Consider the following 324-nt stretch of genomic DNA (forward strand, 5'->3'; position numbering starts at 1 on the left):
CGCTTCGGGGTGTCATACAACGAGGCCCATGTCTGGCGCATCCTGGATTCGCTCGGCTTCTCGCCCCAACGCCCAGACCGACGCGCTATCGAACGCGACGAGGACGCCGTGCTGGCGTGGAAGCAAAAGACCTGGCCCGCGCTCAAAAAAAGTGTACGCGGGAGCAACGGCTGATCGTCTTCATTGACGAGTCTGGGCTCTCGGAACGACCCACGCGCGTGCGCACCTGGGCTCCGAAAGGTCAAACTCCGGTCATCCAGTTCCACTTCAACTGGAAACATGTCTCGGCCATCGCGGGTCTGAGTTATCACAACTGCCTGTTCC

General features: G+C 60.5%; 1 pseudogene. It reads left to right on the forward strand.

The window, feature by feature from the left end:
* Positions 1-324, forward strand: a pseudogene (locus ACYP5B_RS34250) (winged helix-turn-helix domain-containing protein); the annotation flags it as partial.

Source organism: Cupriavidus sp. 8B (assembly GCF_054589115.1).